Raw genomic sequence first — 23,889 nt, 5'->3', positions numbered from 1 at the left:
CGCCGGCTCTCGGGACGTCGTCCGCCGGGGCTCCTCGGACCGCGTCGCTTCCTGCTCGGCCGATGCCGGGCGGTCGGCGGATCCGGGAGAGGAACGGGCCGTCGTCGAGGTGGCAGTGTCATCGCAGCCGGCCATCCCCACCACGGCGACCGGTCAGGTGACGACGCGCCAGACCGCTCCGGCGACTCCGGCGACGGCAAGGGCAGCCAGGTACGTGAGCACCAGCCGTACATCTCGGAGCTTGCAGGCGGACTGGCGCAGGCCGCCACGCCAGGCTCGCAGGTAGCCGGCGAAGGCCAGGGCGGCGAAGCCGGCCACCGCGACCGGGCCCAGCCACCAGGTGAGCGCGGCGACCGTCGCATAGATGCACAGCGGCAGCGGGTCGCGTCTCATCGTGCGGCCGCCCGCGACAGCCTCTGGTCCGACAGTTGTGGCCAGGCCTGCACCGCGCAGAAGGGCGCGCACTGGTCGCGGTCGGCGTTACGGGTGCCGACGTGGACGCAGCACTGGGTGAGGCGTTCCTCGATCATCGTGGCCAGGTCCATGAAGGGCTTGACGGTGATGCGCTTGACGCGTTCGGCGAGCATCCGGCGCATGCGGGCGTGGCCGCCGGGCAGGCCCGACGCCGCCAGCGTGGCCAGCGTGCCGATGCCGAGGTCGCATGCGGTGCAGATGTCTCGCCACAGGTCGCCGATGCGGGGGTGGGACAGCGACGACTGTTCGGACATCAGGCCCAGCAACGCCTCGCGGACCGCCGTGCGCAGCGTGGCGGGCAGGTCCGTGTCGGCGATCCGGTTGGCGATCAGGTCCGGCGCCAGGTCGAGGAGGCCGAGCAGGCGGTCCGGTCCGATCAGGGCGGTCAGCGACCGCCAGGTGCCGGCGTCGTCGCGCAGCAGGTAGCCGACCGAGCAGCAGTGCGGGTGGGAGCAGGGCAGTGCGGTCAGGTCGCGCCAGGTGACCAGGTCACCGGTCTGCGGGCCGAGGCGGGCGAGAACGCCGGTGTGGGTCAGCCGGCGGCTCTCGTCGATGGGGGCGGAGCGGCCGGAGCCGAACTGGGGCTGGATCGAGACCCCGCCCACGTACGGGGTGTCCAGCGCCCGCTTCACCACGGCGCCGATCTCGTCGTCGTTGACGTCGAGGGCGGCGGTCATGGTGAGGGTGGTGAAGATGCCGCGCCCGGCGAGCCGGTCGATCGCCTGGTCCTTGAGCCGGCGCAGGTCGGCGCCGCGATGGTGGCGGTGGGCGCGTTCGCCGGCTCCGTCGTACTGCAGGTAGACCTCGACGCGTTCGCGATGCTCGGCGAGCAGGTCGAGCAGGGCGTCGTCGCGGGCTATCCGTACGCCGTTGGTGTTGATCAGCGTCCGCACCACGGGTCGGGCGGTGACCTCGGTGAGCAGCTCGGCGAGGTACGGGTACAGCGTCGGCTCACCGCCGGAGAGCATCAGCACGTCGAGGCGCTGGTTCTCGCGTGAGAGACGGGTGTCGACGGAGGCCAGCACGTCGGCGAGCGGGACGACGGTCTCGATGGCCGGGGACGAGCCGGCGAAGCAGGTGGGGCAGCGCAGGTTGCACGAGTCGGTCAGGTCGGTGAGCAGGATGCAGGTGTGCTGCGTCTGCAACTCCGGCAGCCCGTCGAGGTAGGCGGCGGGGACGGGGGCGAAGTTCCCGCGTACGTCCGGGTTGTGCTGTTTGGTGGGTGCGGTCCACTGTTCGAGGTAGCGCAGGATTTCCGGGTTCTCGTCGTACAGGGTGGTGACGAGCCCGTGCCGGGGGCAGCCCCGCTCGAGCCACACCGCGTCGTCGCGGACCATCAGCCGGCCGGAGAGACGCTGGACGGCGGTGACGTCCGTGTGGTCACAGCGCGGGCAGAAGGCGTTGACGTAGCGGTGGATCCGGTCGCCTCGCAGCGGCATGCCGAGGCCGGTGGTCATGCGACACCCGCCGGCACCCGGCGTTCACCGCGAACCCGCCACACCCGCCAGGCCAGCAGCGGTGAGCAGGCGAGCAGGAACAGTTGCGGCCGGGTGAGCCCCGCCGCGACCACCTCGTTGCCGCGGACGAACTCCACGCCGAAGCGGAAGATCGCGTACGCGGCGAGGTATCCGGTGAACAGCGCATCAGGCACCGTCACACGATCGCGGAGGCACAGCAGGACGACCAGCGCCACCAGGTGGAAGAGGATCTCGTACGCGAAGGAGGGGTGCAGCGGGACGCCCGCCGGCGCACCGGGAACGGCGGCGGCCTGGGCCGTGCTGAGCGTGACGCCCCATCGGCCGCCGGTCGGCGTGCCGGGTCGCTCGGTGAGGAGGCAGCCGATCCGTCCGACCGCCATTCCGGCGGCGATCGCCGGGGCGAACAGGTCACCGGTGGGCGACTCGTACCGGCAGAGGCGCTTGGCGACGAGCACTCCCGCGTAGGCGCCGACGAGCGCGGAGAGGATGCTGCGGCTGCCGTAGAGCCACTGCTCGGCCAGGCCGGGGTTGGCGCCCGGCGTGAGGTGCCGCAGCCAGGTGCCGAGCCGTTCGAGGAGGGCGCCGCCGACCAGCGCACCGGCGACCAGGTACCAGAACCGGAAGTCCGAACGCCCCCGGCGCCGCAGTTCAGCGGCCAGCACCAGCCCGCCGACGATCAGGCCGACCCCCACGAGGGCGCCGTGCAGGATCGCCGCCGTCCGCCCGATATACACCTTTTGACCTTAACCTAGAAGGCATGGACAGGGAGCAGGCACTCCGCGGCGTCGACCTGCGGATGGGCGCACTCCTGCTGGCCCGCAGCGATCCCCCGCTCACCGGCACACCGATCCCCTCGGCACAGCTGCCCTGGTCGGCGCTGCCTCCCGACGAGAAGGGCATCCGCGTGTGCCGAGGGATGAACCTCGTGGTCCCGCCGGGCGTGGACGTGTTCAGGCTCTTCGCCGACGAATGGCAGCGGGCCGGCTTCGAGCTCCGCTCGTGGACGCCACCTGTGGGCCCGACGCTCGTGGGCTGCGACCCGGGCGGGTTCCTCCTGGTCCTGCAGCAGCGCGGCGGGCAGGTCCTGCTGTACGTGGTATCGCCGCTTCTCTCCTCCGGGACCAACGCAGCGCTCATCGGGGGCCTCGTCGTGGGCGGGGTGATGGGTCTATGCGGCCCCATCATGTCGCTGGGGGTACTGGGCCAGGTCCTCGACGGCAAGCTGGCGTTCCTGGGATTCGTGCCGGTTCTCGGGTTGCTGGGTGGCGCCCTGGCGATCTCGCCGGACACCCGGCCGTTCGGCGTGGGGCTGCTGATCGGCGCCGCTGCCACCGGCATCATCTCCGGCGGTCTGTGCTCGGGACTGCTCGCTCTCTAGGGGCGCCACTGCAGCAGGGCCGCGGTCGCGTCGTCGCGCAGTTCGCCGTTCTCGTACGAGACGATCGTGTGGATCAGCCGCCGCATCACCTCGGGCGGCGAGATGCGTCGGCCCATCGCCTCGCCGATGAAGGCGCTCAGGCGTTCCAGGCCGAACAGCTCGCCGTCCGCCGAGCGCGCCTCGGTGATGCCGTCGGTGTACAGCACCAGGGTGTCTCCCGGTTCGAGCATCAGCTCGGTGACGCCCGGCGGGCGCGGCAGCATGTGGCCCAGCCCCAGCGGGAGCGCCGTCGGGGTCGGCAGCGCCGCCATCGTGTGGTCGCCCCGCAGGTGCAGCTCCGCCGGGTGACCGGCCGCGATCCGGCGGTACGCACCGGTCGTGGTGTCCAGCTCGGCCAGCACGGCCGTGACGAACGCGCCGGGGAACTGGGCGCGGATCCACTTGTCGATCGACCGGTACGTGTCGGCGAGCCCGAGTCCGGAGCGCCGGGCGTTGCGGTACGTGTTGAGCGTCAGCGTGGTGAGCGCGCTCGCGCTGATGCCGTGCCCGACGGTGTCGAAGAGGGCCACGTGGACCACGTCCCCGTTCGCGGCGTAGTCGAAGGCGTCCCCGCCCACGTCGTAGCAGGGTTCGAGGACGGCGGTGACCAGCGCGTCGTTCGCCGCGAAGGTGAGCGGGGGCAGCTGGTTCCAGATGATCTCGGCGGCCAGCTGCATCGGGAGCCGGCGGCGGGTGCGCTCGACCGCGTCGCCGTAGAAGCGGCGGCTCGCGATCAGCTCGGCCACCAGCGAGGCGATCACGCGCAGGTCCCGGCGCAGCCGCTCGTCGAGGTCGGCCTCCAGCCAGACCTCGAGCACGCCGAGCCGCTCGGCGCCGTGCAGCAGGGGCAGCCACAGGCAGGAGTCGGCGTGCGTGGTCCGGGCGGTGGAGTACGCCCGGCCCGCGAGGGTGTCGTCCACTTTGCGCGGTTCGAAGTCGCCAGGGGTGCCGTGCAGCGGCCACAGGGAGATCTGCTCGTAGTCGATGATGAGGGCGGTGACCCGCTCGGCGCCGAGCAGCGGGGCGACGGCGGCGAGGGCGGGCGGCAGATCCTCGGGGCGGCTGCGGTGGCGGAGATCGAGCAGGCGACGCACCGCTTCCATGGGATCGACCATGTCCGGCTTCTACCCGCAACAGCGGCCTCCGCAACCCCCGCCCCCGAAAGGTAGGCTGGCCTAACTCGAGAACGGGGTGGGGCGTGGCGGAACCGGAGTCGCTGGCCGAGGTGCTGGGCGGGCGGCGGGCCGCGCTCGACGCCACTGCGCCGCCCGTCGTCTTCGTGGCCGGCTGGCTGGCCGGCGGCCGCTCGCTGGGTACCGGCATCGTGGCGGCGCTGGCGGCCGCGCTGGTGGTGGCGGTGCTGCGGCTGCGGCAGGGCGACCGTCCCCGCGCCGTGCTCATCGGGCTGCTGGGTGTGGGCATCGCGGCGCTGATCGCGTTGCGCACCGGGCGGGCCGAGGACTTCTTCCTGCTGCAGATCGCCAGTAACGCGCTGAGCGCGCTGGTCTGGGCGGTGAGCATCGTGATCCGGTGGCCGCTGCTGGGCGTCGTCGTGGGCACGGTGCTCGGGCAGCGGACGCGGTGGCGGCGCGATCCGGCGCTGCTGCGGGCGTACGGGAAAGGCAGTTGGATCTGGGTCCTGCAGTATGTGCTGCGGCTGGCGGTGTTCGTGCCGTTGTGGACGGCCCACGCGGTCGTGGCGCTGGGCGTGGCGCGGGCGGTGCTGACCTGGCCGCTGGTGGCCGCGTGCCTGGCCGTCAGCTGGTGGGTGATCCGCCGCAGCCTGCCCGTCGGTCATCCCGGCCTGCGTCATCCGCGCACCCGGGAGGTCTCAGCCCCGGCTGACGCCGACCATCTCGGGTGAGTCCATGTCGCCGCCGAAGCCCTCTCGCTGCATGACGCCCCATACCGCCTTGCGTCCCCGCCACGCGCCGATCGCGCCCGCCGCCTGCCACGCCGCGAGCACCTGCCGGTAGCCGAAGTTCTCCAGGATCGCCGCGGCCACCCCGCGGGCGATGTCGGACCAGCGCGGGTAGCGGTGGAAGGAGATCTCCTCGATGAACAGCGACACCAGGCTGACGAGGAGCCCGTAGCCGTACGCGACCAGCACGAACCGCCACGCGAAGCCGACGTCGACCGCGCCCACCCACAGGCCCAGTGGCAGCAGCACCACCGCCAGCAGCTCGACGAACGGGGCGAGGAGCTCGAACAGGACGTAGTACGGCAGCGCGAGCAGGCCGATGCGCCCGTACCGCGGGTTGAGGATCATGCCGCGGTGTTTGCTGAGGATCTCGGCGATGCCGCGGTGCCAGCGCCGCCGTTGCCGGCCCAGCACCTTCAGGCTCGACGGCGCCTCGCTCCAGCTCACCGGCTCGGCGACGAAGATGATCCGGTAGTCGGCGCGGGTCCTGCGCAGGTGGTGGTGCAGGCGTACGACCAGCTCGGCGTCCTCGCCGATGGTGTCGGGGTCCATGCCGCCGATCTGGACGACCAGGTCGCGGCGGAAGATGCCGAACGCTCCGGAGATCACCACCAGGCCGCCGAGCCGGGACCAGCCGGTGCGGCCCATGAGGAAGGCCCGCAGGTACTCGACGACCTGGATCCGCAGCAGCCAGGGCTTCGGCATGCGGACGTCGACCACGCGGCCGCCGACGACCCGGCAGCCGTTGGCGATGCGGACCACCCCGCCGCACGCGGCGACGCGCAGCGGGTCGTCACCGAACGGCTTGGCGACCGACAGCAGCGAGTCCGGGTCCAGCACGGAGTCGGCGTCGACCATGCAGACCAGGGGGTGCCGGGCCAGGTTGATGCCGACGTTGAGGGCGTCCGCCTTGCCGCCGTTGGTCTTGCGGATCACGGTCAGCGTCAGCGGGTTGGCGCGGGCCACGTGCACGGAGAGGACCTGCGACCGGTACGGGATCTCCGACGGCACCACCCGCGGCACGGGCACCAGGTCGAACCGCTCCCGGAGCAGCTCGAACGTGTCGTCGCTGGACCCGTCGTCGACGACCACGACCTCGTAGCGGGGATAGCGCAGCGCGGTCATCGCCTGCACGGCGGCCACGATGCCGGGCCCCTCGTTGTAGGCGGGGACGATGACCGACACGGGCAGGGTCAGCGGGCTGCGGAACATGTCGTCGGCGCCGGCGAACGGCACGCGCCGCAGGTGCCGGCGGAACTCGAGGCCGGCCAGCACGATCAGCACCAGGTAGCCACTGTTGAGCGCGATGAAGTACGCGAAGATCGCGAAGTCGGTGAGACGCAGCAGGTCGCGCACCAGGTCGGTCACAGGGCGGCCCCGACCCGTTCCTCACCCAGCACCCCGGCCAGCGCGAGCGCCTCCTCGGCGTGCAGGGTGGCGGTCGACCGCTGGGCGTGCGCCCCGGCGCCGGCGGCCTCCGCCCGCGTCCGCTCCTGCTCGATCATCTCCCGCAGCGCGTCGAGCCCCGGCGTGCCCAGCCGGCGCAGGGCGTGCGCGGCCTCGTGGGCGACCTGGTACGCCTCGTCGCCGAGCAGCGCCGCCAGGGCCGGCACCACCGCCGGCGAGCCGATGTCGCCGAGCGCCCGGGCCGCGGCGGCGCGCAGGGTGGTGGGACGGGAGCTGTGCACCGCCAGGGTGAGCGGGTCGAGGGCGCTGCGCGTACCCAGTTTGCCGAGGTTCGTCGCGGCGGCCACCCGCACGTCGAGGTTGGGGTCCTCGCGCAGCACGCGGGCGATGCGGTTCACGGAGCCGGTCGCGCCGAGCAGGCCGAGCGCGTCGAGGCAGACCGCGCGTACCCGGGCCTGCGGATGGTCCAGCGCGGCGGACAGCGTCACCTCGGCCTCCGAGCCGAGCTGCGCGAGCGTGTGGCTGGCCAGCAGCGACGGGATCGGGTCGGAGCGGTCCAGGCTGGAGATGATGCGCCAGGCCGCTGCCGGGTCACCGATGCGGCCGAGCGCGCGTACGGCGACCACGCGGACGTCGGCGTGCCGGTCGGTGAGCAGCCGGCACAGCTCGGGAACCGCCTGGCGCAGCTCCAGGTCGCCGAGCACCTGGGCGGCCCGGGCGCGCTTGACCGGGCTGCGGGAGTGCAGGCGGCGCAGGGCCGTGCGGGCGGTGCCGCGGCGCAGGAAGACCGAGACCAGCCCGAGGTGGGCCTCGCCGCGGAGCTTGCCGAGCAGGGCGAGCGCGTGTGGCTCGGCGGCGCGCCAGGCCTCGTCCGGGATGGCGACCAGCTCGTCGCCGCCCTCCTCGCCGTTCTCGGCCACGAAGGAGAGCAGCGCGCGGCGTGGCATGGTCGCGAGCGCCGCCCGTTTGCGCTCCCTGGTGCGGCGCACGAGCCGGACGGCGATGATGCCCGCCGCGGTCACCACGACGATCCCGGCGAGGACCGCGATGACCACCGTGAAGACGTGCAGCATCACCGAGCCACCCGCGCCAGCACTGCCTCCACCCGCTCCAGCAGCTCGCGCGGGCTGAACGGTTTGACGATGTAGTCGGTCGCCCCGGCGGCGAACCCCTGCTCCAGGTCCTGCGGCCGGGCCCGGGCGGTCAGCATGATGATCGGTACGTCCGCAGCCAGCGGACCGGCGCGCAGCTCCCGGCAGACCTCGATGCCGGACATGTGCGGCATCCGGACGTCCAGCAGCACCAGGTCCGGCGGGCGTTCGCGAGCCTCCCGGAGCGCCGCCACCCCGTCGGCGACGCCGATCACGTCCATGCCGCCCTTGCCCAGCTTGTACGCCACCAGATGCCGGATGTCCGGGTCGTCCTCGACGAGGAGAATGGTGCTCATCGTCCCCCCGGAGATACCGTACCGGCCGCTAACCTGTCCAACATATCCGTTATGTGAGCATCGCTCGCCGGGAACGGGGAGCAAAGCTGCAACCGGATCTTCGGCACCTCAAGCGCGTCGCCGCGGCATCCGATAGAGGCAGCGTGGATCTCTCGAGGTGGATCGGCGCGGCCGGCCGGCGCGGCGCGGCCCTTGCCGCCGTCACGCTCACCCTCGGGCTCGCCACCGGCGCCACCGCCGCCGCCGGACTCGCCGCCGCCGCGGACGAGGCCGCCACCGCGGCCCTGGTCGCACGGACCGCGAGCGTGCGCGCCGCCCTCGACACGACCCTCCAGCGGTACGCCGACACCCTGCACGACCTCGCCGCTGCGGCCGCCACCCTGCCCGCCGCCGGCCTCTCCCCCACCGTGGCGCGCATCGCGGGCGACCGGCTCCCCGGCACCCACCAGGTCGTCGTGGTCGGCGCCGGAGGCACGATCCTCGCCCAGCACACCGTCGACGGCAGCACGCCCCCGCCGCGGACGGCCCTCGACCCCGACCCTCAGCTCGCCGGCGCCCTGGACCTCGCCCGCGCCAGCGGCCGTACGGTCGCCGGACCGACGCACGTCCTCCCCGCCGACGGCCACCTCCCACCGGCCCAGCGCCAGCTCGCGTTCGACCTCATCGCCCCGGTGTACGGCACCGTGTTCCAGGGCTGGGTCGTCGTAGCCGTACGCGCACCGGAGCTGCTGCGGCAGTCGTTGCGGACGGCCGGTGTCACCGGCGTCGCCACCGTCCTGACCGTGCTCTCCCCCGACGGCGTCGCCCGCGAGGTGACCCGCTGGGGCGGAAACCCGCTCGGCGACCGCCGCGCGACCGTCGACCTGGCCCTCGCCGGGTCGTCCTGGCAGGTGCTGGTCCGCCCGGCCACCGCCCTGGTCGGCCCGGCTCTCTCGGCCGCCGCGCCGGTGACGATGGTCGGTGCCACGATCCTCAGCACCGCCCTGGCCGCCGCGGTCTTCGCCACCGGGTCCGCTCGCCGGCGCTCCGCCGCCCGCGACGGGTCCGCCGACCACCAGGCTCTGCTCGACCGGGCGCGAGCCGCCGAGGAAACCCTGCGCGAGCGGGAGACCGAGCTGCGCGGCTTCGCCACCGCCGCCGGGGACCGGCTGCAAGCACCGCTGCACAGCATCGCCGGCTTCACCGACCTGCTGCTGGAGGAGGCCGCGCCGCAGCTCGACGCGGACTCGCAGCTCTTCCTCGAGCGCATCGGGCACAACACGCACCGGATGCTCGCGCTGGTGGGCGAGCTGCTGGCGTACACGTCGGTGGCCGACGCCGCGCTCAAGCTCGAGGCGGTCGACGCGACCACCCTCGCCCTCGGCGTGGTCGCCGACCGGCTCGACCGCATCGACGGGCCGCGGCCGGGCGTCGAGGTCGGCGACCTGCCCCCGGTGCTCGCCGACGCGGACCTGATCGGCGAGGTGCTGGGGCAGATGGTGGACAACGCCGCCCGCTTCGTGCGACCCGGCAGCGCCGCCCGGATCTCCGTCGACGCCCGCGAGCACGCCCCGGGGTGGTGGCGGTTCGAGGTCGCGGACCGTGGCATCGGCGTACCGGAGGACCAGCGTGACCGGATCTTCGCGCCGTTCCACCGGGCCCCGTCCGCCGCTGCCTATCCGGGCTCGGGCCTCGGCCTGGCCCTGTGCCGGCGGATCATCGCCCGGCACGGCGGGGAGATCGGCGTGACGCCCAACCCGGGCGGCGGAAGCATCTTCTGGTTCACCGTCGCCGCGAGCGCGGTGGCCCCGGACCCGGGCACCGAGCTGCTCGCCGCCGACCTGATCTGACCGCCCTCGCCAAGAGCGCTGCTCGCCGGGGCCGTCGTGCCGGCCCCGGGCCCGTGCGTTGCCCGAGGACGGTCCCGCCTGATCAGCGGCGGGACACCAACGCATCCAGGCGCTCGCCGGCGTCCGCCACCCGGGAGGTCAGGTCGGCCACGACCGCCTCCTGCTGGGTGCTCATCTCCTGGGCGTTCGCCGTGGTGTGGTCGATCGCCGCGATGGTCTCGCTCATCGCCGTCATGATGTCGACCACCGCCGTCACGTGCCGGTTGAGCTCGTCCAGGGTCGCGCTGATCGTCTCGGTCGACTCGGCGGTGGTGCCGGCCAGCGTCTTCACCTCGTTGGCCACCACCGCGAAGCCCTGACCGGCGGCACCGGCCCGGGCCGCCTCGATGGTGGCGTTGAGCGCGAGCAGGTTGGTCTGCCGGGCGATGCCGCCGATGAACCGGGCCACCTCGTCGACCTTGCGCAGGCTGTCGTGCAGTGTGCCGACGGCCTGGCTGGCCTCGGTGTTGTCGTCCAGCAGCCGGCTCGCCGCGCCGCGCGCGTCGCGGACCCGCTCGTCGATCCGGCCGGCCGCCGCGCCGACCGCCGCGGCCTGCTCGGAGACGCCGGCCAGCTGCCGGGCGACGAACGCCGAGGTCTCGTCGACGAGCTGCCGGGCCCGTTCCTGCGTCTCGCGCTCGGCGGCGGTCTGCCGGTCGTGGGTCTCCTGCAGCTCGCGCCGGCGCTGCTCCTGCTCGGTCTCGAGGAGGCGGTCGCGGCTGTTGATGGTGTCGAGCATGGCGTCGATGGTGCGGCCCAGCGCGGCGATGTCGTCCCCTCCGGTGGCGCCCACCCTCAGCTCGTAGTCGCCGGAGGCGACGATCTGCTCGGTCGTCTGCCGCAGCGGCCGTACCCGGCGCCGCACCGCCCGCCGCCCCGACCAGGTCATCAGCACGATGATGAGCAGAGTCGCGACCGCGATGAAGGCGAACAGCTTGCCGGCGGTGCTCGTGGCAGCCGCGTGGATCGGACGGCCGCGGACCGACTCGAGGACGAGTTGCTTGCCGTCGACGGTGGTGATGCTCGCCTCGAGGGCGATCCGGTCCGCGCCCAGCACGGCGGTTCGCACGTCGAGGGCGCCCACCAGGCTGGTCACCGGCTGCTGCGCGTCGGCCGCGGCGCGCCGCTGCCCGACGACGGCGGTGGGCAGGTTGATGTCGGTGCTGAACAGCTTCATCCGCTCCGGAGACAGCCGCTGCACCAGCACCAGGCCGCCGGAGGGGCTGCCCTCGCCGCTGTTCGGGAAGGCGCCCAGACCGCAGAAGACGTACATCTGGTCGGCGGAGATGATGCCGCAGCGGGCGGTTCCGGCCTCGGCGGCGGGGTCGTACAGACGGCCCAGCACCCGGGCGTCGGTGAGCCCGGCGGGAGGCGCGGCGAAGGTCGTGGCGCCGGGACCGGTCATGCCGCCCACCAGCAGCCGTCCGTCGGGGCCCACGCCGAGGATGCCGTCGAAGTTGCCGGCGCTCTCCTCGGCGTCCGGCGGGAAGTCCTCCGCGAAGGCCTCGGCGTCCGCGGTGGCGATGTCCTGGTACGTGTCGTCCCACACGGCGTTGGTGGCGCCGAAGGCGGTGAGCAGGCGGGCCTGGGTGTCCAGCCCCATGCGGATCCGGTCGGCGTCCTGAGCCACCTGCCGGGCCTCGAGGCCGTCGAAGGCCCCCGTCGTCACCTGCTGCATGAACAGGAAGGCCCCGCCGCACCCGAGCAGGGCGGCGGCGGCCGGAACAAGACGTCTGAGCTTTCCTCGCACGGCAGACCTGTCGGCGTGCTCGCGGACGAGCTGAGTGACGAACCCACGCCCATGACGCGGCTCACGGCCCGGACGGCCTAAGGTCGATCGTATGGTCTCCCAGGCGAGCAGGCTGAAGAACGTCCGGTACGACATCCGCGGCCCGGTGCTGCGGCGTGCGCAGGAGCTGGAGAACGCGGGCCACCGCATCCTCAAGCTCAACCTGGGCAACCCGGCACCGTGGGGCCTGAACACGCCGGAGCCGATCGTCGCCGACATGGTGCACAACCTGCCGTCGGCCGAGGGCTACAGCGACGCCCGCGGCATCTACTCGGCCCGGGTCGCGGTGGCGCAGTACTACCAGACGCTCGGCGTGGAGGACGTCCAGCCCGACGACGTCTTCCTCGGCAACGGGGTGTCCGAGCTGATCGTCATGTCCCTGCAGGCGCTGCTGAACACCGGCGACGAGGTGCTCGTGCCGAGCCCGGACTACCCGCTGTGGACCGGCGCCGTGACGCTGTGCGGCGGCCGGCCGGTCCACTACCGCTGCGAGGAGACGCAGGGCTGGCAGCCGGACCTCGAGCACGTGGCGGCGCAGATCACCTCGAACACCCGGGCCATCGTGATCATCAACCCGAACAACCCGACCGGGGCCGTCTACTCACGCGAGACCCTGCTCGGCCTGCTCGAGCTGGCCCGGCGGCACCATCTGCTCGTGCTCGCCGACGAGATCTACGACAAGATCCTGTACGACGCAGCGAAGCACATCTGCGCGGCGTCGCTCGCCCCCGACCTGCTCGTGCTCACCATGGGCGGGCTGTCGAAGACATACCGGGCGGCGGGCTTCCGGTCGGGCTGGATGGCGGTCAGCGGGCCCACGACCCACGCCGCCGAGTACCTGGAGGGGCTGCAGCTGCTGGCGAACATGCGGCTGTGCCCGAACGTGCCGGCCCAGCATGCGGTGCAGACGGCACTGGGCGGCTTCCAGAGCATCAACACGCTCATCCGGCCGGGTGGGCGCCTCTACGAGCAGCGCAACCACGCCTGGGAGAAGATCAACGAGATCCCCGGCGTGGACTGCGTGAAGCCCGAGGGCGCGCTCTACCTCTTCGCCCGCCTCGACCCCGAGGTCCACAAGATCCGCGACGACCAGCGCCTCATCATCGACCTGCTGGAGCAGCAGCTGATGCTGCTCTCCCACGGCACCGGCTTCAACCTGCCGACGCCGGACCACATCCGGATGGTGTTCCTCGCCCCGGTGGACGTGCTCGACGACGCCACCGACCGGCTGCGCCGCTTCCTGGAGACGTACGAGCAGTAGACCTACGCGGGCACCTCGTTGCCGTCGGCGTCGAGCAGGTGCTCGCTCCAGTAGCGGTCCCACTCGTCGTCGACGTACTTCGGCACCTTGCCCTGCGGGTAGCGCACGTAGCCGGCGGGCGGGTCCTCGCCGTCCTTGACGCAGGTGCCGCCGGTCGAGCTGCGGATTGCCTTGGCCGGGTACTCCCCCGAGGAGCACATCGCCTCCCGGTAGCCGCAGCCGCCGGCCAGGAGCACAGTGACCAGAGCGGTCGCAGTGATGATTGCTGTCGTCATACGCACGCCCGTCAGTCTTGCCGGCGTGGGTCAGGCTGCCATCGGTACGGATACTCACCTGTCGCCCGAGGTGCCGACCTCCGCGCCGGCAACCTCGACGCGGCGCTCCTGGCCGGGGCGCTGCCCGACATGGGACGGTTGACGGGGTGACCGTCCATCGACGGTCACCCCGGCCGAAGGGTCAGGCGTTCCACCAGACGGTCGTGTCGGGCGGCAGCACCACGGTGTCCGGGTCCGCCTCGATCGGGCCGCTGGCCAGCAGCACCTCGCCCGGCCGCGCGATCCGGACCGGCTCGGTGCCCATGTTCGTCGTGCAGCGGAAGCCGTGCCGGTCGAAGGCGAGCACGCCCTTGTCCGCCGTACGCACCCAGCGCAGGTCGTCGGCCGCGCCGAGGCCCGGGTGGGCCCGGCGGACGGCGAGTGCCGCGCGGTACAGCGACAGGGTCGAGCCGGGCACGTTCTCCTGCGCGGCGACGCTGAGCTCGGACCAGGAGTCGGGCTGCGGCAGCCAGCTGGGACCGCCGGGCGGGCCGAAACCGTACGGGGGCCGGTCGCCGTGCCACGGGATCGGCACCCGGCAGCCGTCGCGGTAGCCGTCCTGTCCGGTGGCCCGGTGGAACGCCGGGTCCTGGCGCACCTCCGGCGGCAGGTCCACGACCTCCGGCAGGCCCAGCTCCTCGCCCTGGTACAGGTACGCCGACCCGGGCAGCGCCAGCAGCAGCAGCGACGCGGCGCGGGCCCGGCGCAGCCCGGCGGCCGGGTCGACCCGCGTGGGGCGGCGCCCGGCGACCTCGCCCTCGCCGGTCTGCAGGAGACGGTTGGTGTGCCGGACGACGTCGTGGTTGGACAGCGTCCACGTCGCCGGGGCGCCGACGGCGCGCATGGCGTCCAGCGAGGCGTCGATCACCCGCCGCTGCTCCGCCACGTCCCAGGCGGTGCCCATGTAGCTGAAGTTGAACGCCTGGTGCAGCTCGTCCGGGCGCACGTACGCGGCGACCCGCTCGAGCGTCGGCGCCCACGCCTCGGCCACCGCGATCCGCTCGCCGGGGTACTCGTCGAGGATGCGCCGCCAGCTGCGGTAGATCTCGTGCACGCCGTCACGGTCGAAGCAGGGGCTGACCCCGACGTCGAGCAGGTGCCACTCGGTCTCGACGCCGAGGTCGGGCAGGCCCTGTGCCTTGACGAGGCCGTGCGCGACGTCGATGCGGAAGCCGTCGACGCCGAGGTCGAGCCAGAAGCGCAGGATCGTGCGGAACTCGTCGGCGACGGCCGGGTGGTCCCAGTTGAAGTCGGGCTGCTCGGGGGCGAACAGGTGCAGGTACCACTCGCCCGGCGTCCCGTCCGGGTTCGTGGTCCGGGTCCACGCGGGACCGCCGAAGATCGACGGCCAGTCGTTGGGCGGCAGCTCGCCGGCGGCGCCACGGCCGGGACGGAAGTGGTAGCGCTCGCGCAGCGGCGAGCCGGGCCCCTCGGCGAGGGCCCGCCGGAACCACTCGTGCTGGTCCGAGGAGTGGTTCGGGACCAGGTCGACGATGACCCGCAGGCCGAGGTCGTGAGCGTCGGCGATGAGGCCCTGCGCGTCGGCGAGGGTGCCGAAGACCGGGTCGACCGTCCGGTAGTCGGCGACGTCGTAGCCGGCGTCGGCCTGCGGGGAGGCGTAGAAGGGTGAGAGCCACACGGCGTCGATGCCGAGGTCCTTCAGGTACGGCAGCCGGCTGCGGATGCCCGGCAGATCCCCGATGCCGTCGCCGTTCGAGTCGGCGAAGCTGCGCGGGTAGATCTGGTAGATGACCGCGTCCCGCCACCAGGAGGCCGGCGCGGCGACGGCGGAGTCCCGCCGTGCGATCAGTTGATCGGTCATGGCGGGACGCTAGCACGTTACTAACACGTGTTACATGGGGGCTGCCGCCGAGTCGCGCACGATGAGCGACGTGCTGAGCGATTGATGGGGATGCTGGTCCTCGCCCCGGATCGCCGAGATGAGGAAATCGGCGGCCGTGCGGCCCTTGGTGACGATCGGCTGGCGTACGGTGGTCAGCCGCGGCCGGAACCACGCCGACTCCGCCAGGTCGTCGAAGCCGGTCACCGAGACCTGCCCCGGCACGTCGAGCCCCAGCTCCCGCAGCGCGTCCACCGCGCCGTACGCGAGCACGTCGGACAGCGCGAGGATGGCGGTCGGGCGATCCTCCGCCATCAGCTGCTTGGTCGCGCGGTACCCGTCCGTGCGCGTCACCGGCACCTCGGCCAGCTTGACGTCGGCCATGCTCAGCCCGGCGCCGGCCAGCGCCTCGGCGATGCCGGCCATGCGCCGCGCGAGAGGTCCCCGGTAGCCGCGGACCGCGGTGTCCGGCCCGGGATCCATCGACAGCACCGCGATCCGCCGATGCCCCAGATCCAGCAGATAACGGGTGACGTCGCGGGCGCCGCCGTGGTCGTCGACGTCCACGCTGGGCGCGTTCTCGTACCGGTCGCTGTCGATCAGCACGAACGGGATGCCGCGCCGCTCCAGCTCGGCCACCTCGCCGCGGTCCACCTCCAGCCCGCAGACCACGAACCCGTCGACCGCCGCGTACGGAATGGCCTTGAGCACCGAGTCCTGCAGCGGCGGCGACAGCAGCAGGGTGTAGCCCTCCTGGTCACAGACCTGCCCGACGCCCATGAGGAAACGCGCGTAGTAGGGGTTGTCCAGCACCCGCGCCAGCCGCTGCGGCAGCAGTACGCCCAGCGAGTTGGTCGTGCCCGCCTGCAGCATCCGGGCCAGTGTGTTGGGGGCGTACCCGATCTCCTCGGCGACGGCCAGGATGCGCTCGCGGGTGGCCGAGGAGATGCGCTGGGGATTGTTGAAGGCGAACGACACGGCCGAGCGGGAGACGCCGGCCGCGGCCGCGACATCGCTGGACGTCGGCTTGCCGCCGGGCCGTCTCGACGGCATGAGCTCACACCTCGCTGTCGTGGCTGGGCGCTCACGATATCTCAGCGTCAGTGCACCGGAAGGCGGACGGTGACCGTGGTGCCCGCGCCCTCCGTCGACTTCACCGCGATGCGGCCGCCGTGGTTGTCCACGATGGTCCGCACGATGGCCAGTCCCAGGCCGGTGCCGGGGATCGCCTTGTGGATCGCGTTGCTGGCCCGGAAGAAACGGGCGAACAGCGCCTGCTGCTCGCTCGGCGGGATACCCATGCCGTTGTCCGCGACGGACAGGTGCACCTCGTCGCCCTCGCGGCGGGCGCTGACCGTGACCGTACCGTCGGGCCGGCTGAACTTCACCGCGTTGGACAGCAGGTTCATCAGGACCCGGTCCAGCTGTTCGGGATCGGCGTGCAGCTCCAGCGGGCCGTCCACCTCGGTACGCAGCACCACCTGGCCCTTGGCCGCGGCCGGCGCGATCGCCGCCATCGCCTGCTCGACGACCTTGACGAGGTCGACCGGCTTGCGCGAGGGCCGCAGCGAGCCCGACTCGATCTTGGACAGGGTGAGCATGTCCTCGATCAGCTCGCGCAGCCGCCGGGTGTTGCGCCCGATCACCTCGAGCATCTTCTGCTGCGGCGGGGTCAGCTCCCCGGCCTCGGCGTCCAGCAGCAGCTCGACGTAGCCGGCGATGCTCGTCAGCGGCGTGCGCAGCTCGTGCGAGACGGTCGACATGAAGTCGGTCTTCGCCGTGTCGACCTCCTGCAGCCGGGCCACCAGATGCTGCTCGCGCTCGTACAGCCGGGCGTGGTGCACGCCGCGGCCGAGGTCCGCGGCGACGGACTCGACCAGCCGTGCCTCCATCGGCGACCAGGCCGGCTTGTCGTCGCGGATCACGGTGAGCGCACCCAGGCACTCGTCGCTGCCGCTCACCGCGACGGTCAGGACCGGCCCGGCACCGGCTGCGGCGCAGGCCCGGCGCTCGTCCTCCGGCGGTACGCCCTGCCCCTCGTGGTCGATGTCCTCCGACGACCACATGTCACCGCTGCGCAGCCAGGAGACGTCGCAGTCGGCGAGCTCCTTGAGGACCCCGCCCACGTGCTCGTCGCGCAGGCTCACCAGCGGCGGGACGTCGGTCTGCCCGGGGGCCATCCGGACCAGCACGTGGTCGGCGCCGATGGTGTCGGCCAGGCCCCGGACCGCCTCCTGGATCGCCTCCTCGACCCGCAGGTGCGACCGGATGCGGTACCCCAGCTGCCGGACCTCGGCGCGCTGGCGGGCGACGTCCTTCTCGGCACCCCGGATCCGGTCGCCCTCCTCGGCCATGTCGTTGATCGCCTGGGCGACCGCGCGGATCTCGGTCGGACCCTCGGAGGCGTCCGCCCGGATCTCGAGCTCCCCGGAGCGGCGCCGGTCGATGATCGACACGACCCGGGCCAGCGGGCCGGTGATCCGCCGCCGGATCACGACCGCGGCCAGCAGGGCCGTCACGGCCGCCAGCACGGTCAGCGCGATCACGACGACCGTCGTCACGATGCTCAGCCGGGCACTGCGCCGGTGCAGTTCGGCGGCACGGGTCTCGAGATCTCCGTGCAGTGCCTGGTTCTCGGCGACGAACGCCTGGAACAGCGGCTTGCCCCGGTTCACGTAGTCGGCGGCGACCGTGCTGCGCGGCGGGGCCTGGCGCTGCTGCTCGGCGATGATCCACCAGGCGTCGGCGTGGGCGAGCTGGCGCGCGACCGCATCCCGCTCCCGGTCATGGGCGAGGTCGCGCAGCCGCGATCCGGCGAGCTGGTAGCCGCTGCGGGCGACGTGGTACGTGTCGAGCAGCTGCCCGTCGCCGGTGAGCAGGTACCCGCGCAGCCCCCGCTGGGCGTCCGTCAGCACACCGCGCAGCTGGGCGTTGGCCAGCTCGAGGGGCTGCACCTGGGTCGACAGCTCGTTCACGACCCGGTGCTGCATCACGAGGGCGGTGGACTGCGCGACCCCGGAGCAGACGATCAGCGCGACGAGGACGCCGAACGCCCGGGTGAGCAGGCTCCCGACCGACCGGTCCCGGCGCATGGGCGTCCGGTCCCCGTCAGGCCCGGGCTCGGCTCAGCAAAGCCTGGATCCGCGTGACCAGCTCGCGAGGGCTGAACGGCTTGGTGACGTAGTCGTCGGCGCCCGCGCTGAAACCGCCCTCGACGTCCTGCTCCTGGACCCGGGCGGTCAGCATGATGATCAGCATTCCGGAGGTGGCGGGGTCGGCGCGCAGCATCCGGCACACGTCGATCCCGGACAGGCCGGGCATCGACACGTCGAGGACGGCGAGGGTGGGGCGCCGCGCCTTGGCCTGTTCCACGGCCGCCTGCCCGTCCTCGACGGCGATCACCTCGAGACCGGCCTGCTCGAGCTTGAACGCGACCAGGTCACGGATGTCGGCGTCGTCGTCGGCGACCAGAACCACCGTCACGGTTGTTCCCCCCATGCGTTTCGCTCGTTATCAGCACGATATCCGTTTGGTCCGCTCTGTGAATGCCGCTCGCCGCAACCGCATGGCAACTCGCACGCAGCGCGGATGCAGCCGCGGGCGGGTGTCCTGGACACAGACGCCAGCCCCCGACCGCCCGGCAGGAGGACCCGATGACCGCTCTCGACTCCGACGACGTCCGCATCGAGGCGTTGTTCGTCTCCGACCTGCAGAGCTCGCAGCACCCCACCCCTGAGGTGATCCGCGCCGTCGTCACCGAGACGGTCGACCGCCTCGGCGAGCAGGGCTGCGCCGCCCTCGTGGCCCAGGAGTTCGGCGAGCACCCCGACTGTGCGCTCGGCCGTATGCGCTGGGCCCGGCGGGCGGTGCTGTCCGCGTACAAGGCCGCCTGAGCGCCTCAGCGCATGATCGGCGGGACGACCGCCGGCGCCGCGGCGTGCGACGGCGCACGGTGCTGCAGCATGTCCCGGACGTTCTTCTGCACGGCGACCGCCGCGAACATCGTCATCGCGAACGCGAGGCCGTAGAAGCCCTTCTCGCTGCGGGCCATGTCGCTGTTCCAGAGCCCGACCGCCAGCATCACGGTCGCCAGCCCGACGACGGACCAGGACAGGCCCAGGTACAGCCCCGACGTCGGGAGCCCCTCGGCGCGGTCGCGCACCGACTTCTGCAGCGACACGGCCGCGAAGACGCCCAGGACCAGCACGGCGCCGTAGAACCCCTTCTCACTCGCGGTCATCGTGGCGTTCCACAGCCCGATCCCGAAGGACGCGACGCCGACGATCAGGACGGTCCACGAGGCGCCCACGAAGGCGGCGGTGGGCTTGGCCGGGGAAGACGGTTGGTACGACACGGGGCTCTCCGAACGACGTAGGTGCGATCTGACCAGCAAAAGTCTGCTTCGGCATCCCGGCTGTGACCGTGAGTAGTCGTACTCAACCCTGATGGGCAGCGCCGCGGAACGGTACGGACGGTGGCCCGCAGCCGCCTGAACGTCTGACGTCGCTCTCCCCCGCCACGATTACCGTGGGTGAGGCTTCCGGCTGGTACCGGAGTCGCACAGGGAGGAGCGGAAGTCGTGCCAGAGCAGGTCAACGGCCGGCACCGCGCCACCGGGCGAGGCCGCTACCTCTCGCTACGCTTAGCGATCCCCCGGCACGCCGCCGCCGACCCGACCGCGGTTGCCCAGCCTCGCGCGAGCCGCTGGCCGTGGGCGATCGTCGTCGCGGCCTTCGTCGCGCTGGGTGCCACGGTGCCGCTGCTCCTGCACGATCCCGGTACGCCGCAGGCCGCCGTACCGTTGCCGGCCGTCTCGATCCCGCCGCCGCCCACCGCGGCCGCCACACCGTCGGCGACCCGCCGGCCCCTGCGCGCGGTCGCCCAGGCGCGCAAGATCAGCCCCTCGGCGACGCCGTCCGCGTCGCGCTCCACGAAAGCCGCGCCCGTGCTGCTCGGACCCGCCGACGACGCCGGGCTGCCGCAGCTGTTGAACGACTACTGCCGCGCGAACGTCGGGCGGTTCACCCTCGCGGTCTCGACGCCGGACGGCTGGGCGTGCGGCCGCCTCGCCCGCGATCCGGTGCGGATCGACATGGACGCGATGTGCCGCTGGCGCTACGGCGACGCCGCGTGGGCGGACCTTCCGGACGGCGCGGCGACCACGGGGTGGCGCTGCTACCGCGACGGCCCGTAAGCTCTCCGCCATGCACGCGCGCTTGAGCATGTGGTGGCCCGCCAGACCGGCGGCCACACCCTTCCGCGCGTAACCCACACCGCGGCCGCCTCCGACGAGGCGGCCGTTGTCGTTCGGCCCGGTCTCGGCGGCGGCCCCAGCCGAGATCGAGGACCCCATGCAACCCTTCGCCCTGCTGCACCGCGACGGCGCCGACCACGTCGAGATCCTCCACGGCGACGTCGTCACCGTGCCCTCGCTCGCCGACATCCCCCTGCCCGGCGGCACCGGACCGCAGACGCTCGCCCTGATCCCGTACCGGCAGGTGGCCGAGCGCGGCTTCGCCTGCGTCGACGACGGCACGCCGCTGGAATGCCTGCGCATCGGGTCGGTGCGGACGACTCCGCTGGCCGAGATGATCGCCTCCCTGCCCACCGCCCCGCTGCGCCTGACGGGCCAGGGTTTCGACATCACCGACGAGGACTACGGCACGGTGGTGGAGACGGTGCTGCGCGACGAGATCGGGCAGGGCGAGGGCGCCAACTTCGTCATCCACCGGGTCTTCGAGGCCGGCGTCGACGGCGACCCGGTCGACGCGGCGCGGGCGGCGTTCCGCAACCTGCTCACCGGCGAGCAGGGGGCGTACTGGACGTTCCTGGTGCACACCGGCACCCGTACGCTCGTCGGCGCCACCCCGGAACGGCACGTCAGCGTCGCCGACGGGCTGACCATGATGAACCCGATCAGCGGCACCTTCCGCCACGACGGCGAGCGGGACCTCCTCGACTTCCTCGCCGACCCCAAGGAGACCGACGAGCTCTACATGGTGCTCGACGAGGAGCTCAAGATGATGGCCGCGGTCGCCGAGCACGGCGGGCAGGTCGTCGGCCCGTACCTGAAGCGGATGGCGCATCTCACCCACACCGAGTACCTGCTCGCCGGGAGCGGCTCCCTCGACGTGCGCGACGTGCTGCGCGCCACCATGTTCGCGCCCACCGTGACCGGCAGCCCGGTGGAGAACGCCTGCCGCGTCATCGCCCGCCACGAACGCCGCGGGCGCGGCTACTACTCGGGGGTGCTCGCCCTGCTCGGGCACGACGACGAGGGCCGGCAGACCCTCGACGCGCCGATCCTGATCCGCACCGCGGAGATCTCCCCCGAGGGCCGGCTGCGGGTGCCGGTCGGCGCGACGCTCGTGCGGCACTCGACCCCGGCCGGCGAGATCGCCGAGACCCACACCAAGGCCGCGGGGGTCCTGGCCGCGCTGGGTGCCACCCGGTCCAGGAAGACGACGGTACGCCCGGAGCCCGACAGCCCCGAGATCCGGGCGGCACTGGCGGCCCGCAACGACGGCCTCGCCCGCTTCTGGCTCGACCAGCGGCGCCCGGGCGCCCTGACCGTCCCGGCGCTCGACGGCCGCACGGCGGTCGTGGTGGACGGCGAGGACACCTTCACCGCGATGCTGGCCCACCAGCTGCGGGCGCTCGGCCTCGCCGTCACCGTGGTGCCGTGGACCGTCACCGCGGTGCCCGAAGCCGACCTGGTCATCGCGGGCCCCGGCCCCGGCGACCCGGCCTCCGACGACGCCAAGATGGTCATGCTGCGCGGCCTGGTGGCCGACCTGCTCGCCCGCCGCCGACCGCTGCTCGGCGTGTGCCTGGGCCACCAGATCCTCGCCGCCACCCTCGGCCTGCGGCTGCGCCGGCGCGAGGCCACCTACCAGGGCATGGCACGCGACATCGACCTGTTCGGCACGACGCGCCGGGTCGGCTTCTACTCCAGCTTCACGGCCCTGGCGGCGCCGCTGCCGGGCGTGGAGATCGCCGCCGACCCGGACGGCAGCGTCCACGCCCTGCGCGGGCCGGGCTTCGCGGGCGTGCAGTTCCACCCGGAGTCGGTGCTCAGCGCGGACGGCCTCAGCGTCCTCGCGGAACTTCTCCCACCACTTCTCTCCCGGGTGATTAGTCCGGCAGTGAGCGGGTAGCGCATAGGACGTCGGTGGTTCAAGCGGATCGAGAGCCTCCTCTTGGACCACCGACCCTGTACATTCGGCTCCCGGTGGCAGCGTGTCCCGAGCTCGACCACCGGTACGCCGATGGTCTCTCCGGGGCACCCCCGGGGGCGAGAGAGTGAGCCACGCAGCGCATCGCCGGCGCGCCGCCGCGCTCCGCGCGAGACAGCGCAGGCACGACCGGGCATCGTCGGGACACGCTGCTCCACCGGTACGGGTGTCGTCCGCCCTCGCCGACGCCTTCCTCACCACCCGCTGGCGCCCCGGCCACCTCGTCCGCGTGGGCACCGCGGTGCTCGGCAGCCGGCCCGAGTGGCTGCGGCCGGTGGTGACCGCGGTGCTGAGGGCGTACCGGAATGCCCCGGCCGACCGGCCCCGCGAGCTCGCCGCCTTCCTCGCAGCGCTCGAAACGCCCGCCGGGGTGCGGCGCGTCCGGCGCCATGCCGTCCTCCTGCGCCGCGCCACCGGAGTCCGGGTCGTGCGCATGCGCTGGGACACCCCGCCGATCGACGACCTGGCGGCGCTCGCCGCCTTCCTCGACCTCAGCGGCGACGACCTCGACTGGTTCGCCGACCGCCGCCAGCTCAACCGCCACGCCCGCGACGAACGCCTGCGCCATTACCGGTACGCCTGGCTGCCCCACCGGCTCATCGAGGCACCGAAGCCCCGCCTCCGCGCCCTCCAGCGCCGCCTCCTCGACGACGTCCTCGGCCGCCTCCCGGTCCACCCGGCCGCCCACGGCTTCGTCCCCGGCCACGGCGTGCACACCTTCGCCACCCCGCACGCCGGACAGCGGCTGGTGATCAGAATGGACCTGGCCACGTTCTTCAGCTCGATCACCGCGGGGCGCATCCACGGCCTGCTCCGCACCGCGGGCTTCCCCGAACCCGTCGCGCACACCCTCACCGCGCTGATGACGACCCGCACTCCGGCGGCGGTGTTGCGCCGATCACCGGACCCGCACCGCGCCGCACTGCTGCGCCAACCCCACCTGCCCCAGGGCGCGCCGACGTCACCAGCGCTGGCGAACCTGGTCGCGTACCGCCTCGACCGGCGGCTGACCGGGCTGGCCGGCCGGTTCGGCGCCCGCTACACCCGGTACGCCGACGACCTGGCCTTCTCGGGAGACCTGCGCCGCGCCGAAGCCGGCCGCCTGATCGACGCGGCAACGGCCGTGATCACCGATGAGGGCTTCCGCGTCAACCCGGCCAAGACGCGCATCCGCGGCCGCGGCGACCGCCAGCGCCTGGCAGGCCTGGTGGTGAACGACCACCCGGCCGTGGCCCGCAGCGAGTACGACCGCCTGCGAGCGATGCTGCACGACGCGGCGCGCCGGGGCCTGGAGGCGGCGAACCGGGAACGGCACGACGACTTCGGCGCGTACCTGCGCGGCCGGGTCGCCTGGACCGCCCATCGCCACCCCGGCCGGGCCGCCAGGCTCCACACCCTGCTGGCCGCGGCCCTCGCCGCCGACCTGCCGGAATGATTG

Annotated in this window: 22 protein-coding genes; 8 read left to right on the top strand and 14 right to left on the bottom strand. The window is 73.0% G+C overall.

Annotation, left to right across the window (positions count from 1 at the left end):
- Positions 1–153 precede the first annotated feature (153 nt).
- Genes AB0J80_RS20035 through AB0J80_RS20025 form a run of 3 tightly spaced genes read right to left on the bottom strand, consistent with a single transcriptional unit; the run spans position 154 to position 2,686 of the window.
- Complete coding sequence (locus AB0J80_RS20035; RefSeq protein WP_364706798.1) at positions 154–393, bottom strand: hypothetical protein; 240 nt, start codon at positions 391–393, stop codon at positions 154–156.
- Positions 390–1,931 carry a radical SAM protein gene (locus AB0J80_RS20030; protein ID WP_364706795.1) on the bottom strand — a complete coding sequence of 514 codons (1,542 nt, stop codon included), beginning with the start codon at positions 1,929–1,931 and terminating at the stop codon, positions 390–392. The genes AB0J80_RS20035 and AB0J80_RS20030 overlap by 4 nt, the downstream gene beginning before the upstream one ends.
- Positions 1,928–2,686 (bottom strand): prolipoprotein diacylglyceryl transferase family protein, encoded by a 759-nt coding sequence (locus AB0J80_RS20025; RefSeq protein ID WP_364706793.1) that lies wholly within the window; start codon positions 2,684–2,686, stop codon positions 1,928–1,930. The genes AB0J80_RS20030 and AB0J80_RS20025 overlap by 4 nt, the downstream gene beginning before the upstream one ends.
- A 23-nt stretch (positions 2,687–2,709) precedes the next feature.
- Here AB0J80_RS20025 and AB0J80_RS20020 point away from each other — a divergent pair, with 23 nt between their 5' ends.
- Positions 2,710–3,330, top strand: a complete 621-nt coding sequence (locus AB0J80_RS20020; RefSeq protein ID WP_364706790.1) for a hypothetical protein — start codon at positions 2,710–2,712, stop codon at positions 3,328–3,330.
- Here the strand turns inward: AB0J80_RS20020 and AB0J80_RS20015 are convergent.
- Positions 3,327–4,472, bottom strand: a complete 1,146-nt coding sequence (locus tag AB0J80_RS20015) for a PP2C family protein-serine/threonine phosphatase (RefSeq protein WP_364706789.1) — start codon at positions 4,470–4,472, stop codon at positions 3,327–3,329. The genes AB0J80_RS20020 and AB0J80_RS20015 overlap by 4 nt on opposite strands.
- Before the next feature lie 95 nt (positions 4,473–4,567).
- Here AB0J80_RS20015 and AB0J80_RS20010 point away from each other — a divergent pair, with 95 nt between their 5' ends.
- Positions 4,568–5,233: a DUF3159 domain-containing protein gene (locus AB0J80_RS20010; protein WP_364706786.1), complete on the top strand. Its 666-nt coding sequence runs from the start codon at positions 4,568–4,570 to the stop codon at positions 5,231–5,233.
- Here AB0J80_RS20010 and AB0J80_RS20005 read toward each other — a convergent pair.
- From AB0J80_RS20005 to AB0J80_RS19995, 3 genes are read right to left on the bottom strand one after another with little or no spacing between them, the layout of a single operon-like run.
- Positions 5,201–6,658: a glycosyltransferase gene (locus AB0J80_RS20005; protein ID WP_364706784.1), complete on the bottom strand. Its 1,458-nt coding sequence runs from the start codon at positions 6,656–6,658 to the stop codon at positions 5,201–5,203. The two genes, AB0J80_RS20010 and AB0J80_RS20005, sit on opposite strands and share 33 nt — an antisense overlap.
- Positions 6,655–7,770: a HEAT repeat domain-containing protein gene (locus AB0J80_RS20000; protein WP_364706988.1), complete on the bottom strand. Its 1,116-nt coding sequence runs from the start codon at positions 7,768–7,770 to the stop codon at positions 6,655–6,657. The genes AB0J80_RS20005 and AB0J80_RS20000 overlap by 4 nt, the downstream gene beginning before the upstream one ends.
- Entirely contained in the window at positions 7,770–8,144 is a 375-nt protein-coding gene (locus AB0J80_RS19995) for a response regulator (protein WP_364706781.1), read from the bottom strand. Before AB0J80_RS19995 ends, AB0J80_RS20000 begins: the two co-directional genes overlap by 1 nt.
- A 143-nt stretch (positions 8,145–8,287) precedes the next feature.
- On the opposite strand from AB0J80_RS19995, the gene AB0J80_RS19990 reads away from it, so the two are divergent.
- On the top strand, positions 8,288–9,973 hold the full coding sequence (locus tag AB0J80_RS19990) for an ATP-binding protein (protein WP_364706777.1): 1,686 nt from the start codon (positions 8,288–8,290) through the stop codon (positions 9,971–9,973).
- 82 nt (positions 9,974–10,055) lie between these two features.
- Here AB0J80_RS19990 and AB0J80_RS19985 read toward each other — a convergent pair whose 3' ends face one another.
- Positions 10,056–11,762 (bottom strand): methyl-accepting chemotaxis protein, encoded by a 1,707-nt coding sequence (locus tag AB0J80_RS19985; RefSeq protein ID WP_364706774.1) that lies wholly within the window; start codon positions 11,760–11,762, stop codon positions 10,056–10,058.
- Between the two features lie 91 nt (positions 11,763–11,853).
- Between AB0J80_RS19985 and AB0J80_RS19980 the strand changes: the two genes are divergently transcribed.
- Complete coding sequence (locus tag AB0J80_RS19980; protein ID WP_364706772.1) at positions 11,854–13,062, top strand: pyridoxal phosphate-dependent aminotransferase; 1,209 nt, start codon at positions 11,854–11,856, stop codon at positions 13,060–13,062.
- A 2-nt stretch (positions 13,063–13,064) separates the two neighbouring features.
- Here the strand turns inward: AB0J80_RS19980 and AB0J80_RS19975 are convergent, their stop codons facing one another.
- From AB0J80_RS19975 to AB0J80_RS19955, 5 genes are all read right to left on the bottom strand, one after another.
- Positions 13,065–13,337 (bottom strand): hypothetical protein, encoded by a 273-nt coding sequence (locus AB0J80_RS19975; RefSeq protein WP_364706769.1) that lies wholly within the window; start codon positions 13,335–13,337, stop codon positions 13,065–13,067.
- Between the two features lie 181 nt (positions 13,338–13,518).
- On the bottom strand, positions 13,519–15,198 hold the full coding sequence (locus tag AB0J80_RS19970) for a glycoside hydrolase family 13 protein (RefSeq protein WP_364706766.1): 1,680 nt from the start codon (positions 15,196–15,198) through the stop codon (positions 13,519–13,521).
- Between the two features lie 30 nt (positions 15,199–15,228).
- On the bottom strand, positions 15,229–16,269 hold the full coding sequence (locus AB0J80_RS19965) for a LacI family DNA-binding transcriptional regulator (RefSeq protein WP_364706765.1): 1,041 nt from the start codon (positions 16,267–16,269) through the stop codon (positions 15,229–15,231).
- Positions 16,270–16,316: 47 nt separating this feature from the next.
- Positions 16,317–18,308 carry an ATP-binding protein gene (locus AB0J80_RS19960; protein WP_364706762.1) on the bottom strand — a complete coding sequence of 664 codons (1,992 nt, stop codon included), beginning with the start codon at positions 18,306–18,308 and terminating at the stop codon, positions 16,317–16,319.
- A gap of 16 nt (positions 18,309–18,324) precedes the next feature.
- Complete coding sequence (locus tag AB0J80_RS19955) at positions 18,325–18,699, bottom strand: response regulator (RefSeq protein ID WP_364706986.1); 375 nt, start codon at positions 18,697–18,699, stop codon at positions 18,325–18,327.
- A gap of 170 nt (positions 18,700–18,869) precedes the next feature.
- Between AB0J80_RS19955 and AB0J80_RS19950 the strand changes: the two genes are divergently transcribed.
- Positions 18,870–19,109, top strand: coding sequence for a hypothetical protein (locus AB0J80_RS19950; protein WP_364706760.1), 240 nt, complete (start codon positions 18,870–18,872; stop codon positions 19,107–19,109).
- A 5-nt stretch (positions 19,110–19,114) separates the two neighbouring features.
- Here AB0J80_RS19950 and yiaA read toward each other — a convergent pair whose 3' ends face one another.
- Positions 19,115–19,570, bottom strand: a complete 456-nt coding sequence (yiaA, locus tag AB0J80_RS19945; RefSeq protein ID WP_364706758.1) for an inner membrane protein YiaA — start codon at positions 19,568–19,570, stop codon at positions 19,115–19,117.
- Positions 19,571–19,795: 225 nt separating this feature from the next.
- Between yiaA and AB0J80_RS19940 the strand changes: the two genes are divergently transcribed.
- The 3 genes from AB0J80_RS19940 to AB0J80_RS19930 all read left to right on the top strand — a co-directional run bounded on the left by AB0J80_RS19940 (position 19,796) and on the right by AB0J80_RS19930 (position 23,886).
- The gene (locus AB0J80_RS19940) at positions 19,796–20,410 is read left to right on the top strand and encodes a hypothetical protein (protein ID WP_364706756.1); all 615 of its coding nucleotides are present in this window, start codon (positions 19,796–19,798) and stop codon (positions 20,408–20,410) included.
- Between the two features lie 157 nt (positions 20,411–20,567).
- Positions 20,568–22,373, top strand: coding sequence for an anthranilate synthase family protein (locus AB0J80_RS19935; RefSeq protein WP_364706754.1), 1,806 nt, complete (start codon positions 20,568–20,570; stop codon positions 22,371–22,373).
- 244 nt (positions 22,374–22,617) lie between these two features.
- Positions 22,618–23,886: a reverse transcriptase family protein gene (locus AB0J80_RS19930; protein ID WP_364706751.1), complete on the top strand. Its 1,269-nt coding sequence runs from the start codon at positions 22,618–22,620 to the stop codon at positions 23,884–23,886.
- The last annotated feature ends 3 nt before the right edge of the window (positions 23,887–23,889 follow it).

It is taken from the genome of Actinoplanes sp. NPDC049548, from assembly GCF_040676695.1.
Lineage (GTDB): Bacteria > Actinomycetota > Actinomycetes > Mycobacteriales > Micromonosporaceae > Actinoplanes.
The sequence above is the reverse complement of the archived record's forward strand: the minus strand, read 5'-3'. Positions and strand labels throughout refer to the sequence as shown.